Origin of the sequence: Kitasatospora sp. NPDC059747 (assembly GCF_042732955.1) — a bacterium.
Classification (GTDB): Bacteria; Actinomycetota; Actinomycetes; order Streptomycetales; family Streptomycetaceae; genus Kitasatospora.
On record NZ_JBHWGV010000022.1, the window covers coordinates 1 to 1577 of the forward strand.

The following is a 1577-nucleotide window of genomic DNA, read 5'->3' on the forward strand; positions in this document are numbered from 1 at the left end:
AAACGGTCCCGGGGGGGGGCGCGCCTGTCTCTGGCCCCCCCCCTTGTGGGGTGGCGCGGGGGGCGGGGCCGGCCCCCCGGCCCCCCCCCCGGGAACGACGGACGGGGCCGGCGCCCCCGACGCGCGCCGCCCCCTTCCGGACGTACGGGCGGGTCAGCGGGTGCGGAAGGCCAGCACCACGTTGTGGCCGCCGAAGCCGAACGAGTTGTTCAGCGCCGCGATCCGGCCCTCGGCGGGCAGCGCGCGGGCCTCGTCGCGCACGATGTCCGCGTCCACGTCGTCGTCGAGCTCCTCGACGTTGATGGTCGGCGGGGCGAGCCGGTTGTAGAGGGCCAGCACGGTGGCGACGGTCTCGATGCCGCCGGCGCCGCCCAGCAGGTGGCCGGTCATCGACTTGGTGGCCGAGACGGCGATGTGGTCCAGGTGCTCGCCGAGCTCCTTGCGCAGCGCCTTCAGCTCGGCGGTGTCGCCCTGCGGGGTCGAGGTGGCGTGCGCGTTGACGTGCACGATCTCGGCCTTGTCGAGGGTGTTGCGGTCGAACAGGTCGGCCAGCGCGCGGGCCACGCCGGCGCCGGTCGGCTCGGGCTGGGCGATGTGGTGGGCGTCCGAGGACAGGCCCTGGCCCACGGCCTCGCAGTAGATCCGGGCCCCGCGGGCCTCGGCGTGCTCGACCGACTCCAGCACGACGACGCCGGCGCCCTCGCCGAGGACGAAGCCGTCGCGGCCCTTGTCGTACGGGCGCGAGGCGCGCTCGGGATCGTCGTTGTTCTTGGACATCGCCATCATGTTGGCGAACGCGGCGATCGGCAGCGGGTGGATCGCGGCCTCGGTGCCGCCGGCCACCACGACGTCGGCGCGGCCGCTGCGGATCATCTCGATCGCGTAGCCGATCGCCTCGGCGCCGGAGGCGCAGGCGGAGACGGGGGTGTGCACACCCGCGCGGGCGCCGACCTCCAGGCCGACGTTGGCCGCCGGGGAGTTGGGCATCAGCATCGGGACGGTGTGCGGGGAGACCTTGCGGGAGCCCTTCTCCTTCAGTACGTCGTACTGGTCGAGGAGGGTGGTCACGCCGCCGATGCCGGAGGCGATGACCGCGCCGAGGCGCTCGGGGGCGAGCTTGGAGGACTCGTCGGTGGCCGGGGTCTCGTAGCCGGCGTCGGCCCAGGCCTCGCGGGCGGCGATCAGCGCGAACTGCGCCGAGCGGTCCAGCTTGCGGGCCAGCGGGCGGGGCAGGATCTCGCCGGGGTCGACCGCGGTGCGGGCGGCGATGCGGACGGGCAGGTCCGCGGCCCACTCCTCGGTCAGGGCCGACACTCCGGAACGGCCCGCCACCAGGTTCTCCCAGGTGGTGGCGGCGTCGCCGCCCAGCGGCGTGAAGGCGCCGATACCCGTGACGACCACGGTACGGTTTTCAGCGGTCACTGGTTCTTCTTCTCTCACGTTGGTGCGGGGTCGGCGGCGAGCCGGGGGGTGGGGCCCGGCCCACGGCCTCGCAGTAGATCCGGGCCCCGCGGGCCTCTGCGTGCTCGACCGACTCCAGCACGACGACGCCCGCGCCCGCGCCCACGACGAAACCC

At 74.8% G+C, this 1577-nt stretch carries 1 protein-coding gene; it reads right to left on the reverse strand.

Translation table 11 applies throughout. The features are described 5' to 3' along the window. Positions 1 to 153: 153 nt before the first annotated feature. Positions 154 to 1422 (reverse strand): beta-ketoacyl-ACP synthase II, encoded by a 1269-nt coding sequence (fabF, locus tag ACFV4G_RS12330; protein WP_380439278.1) that lies wholly within the window; start codon positions 1420 to 1422, stop codon positions 154 to 156. Positions 1423 to 1577: the final 155 nt, after the last annotated feature.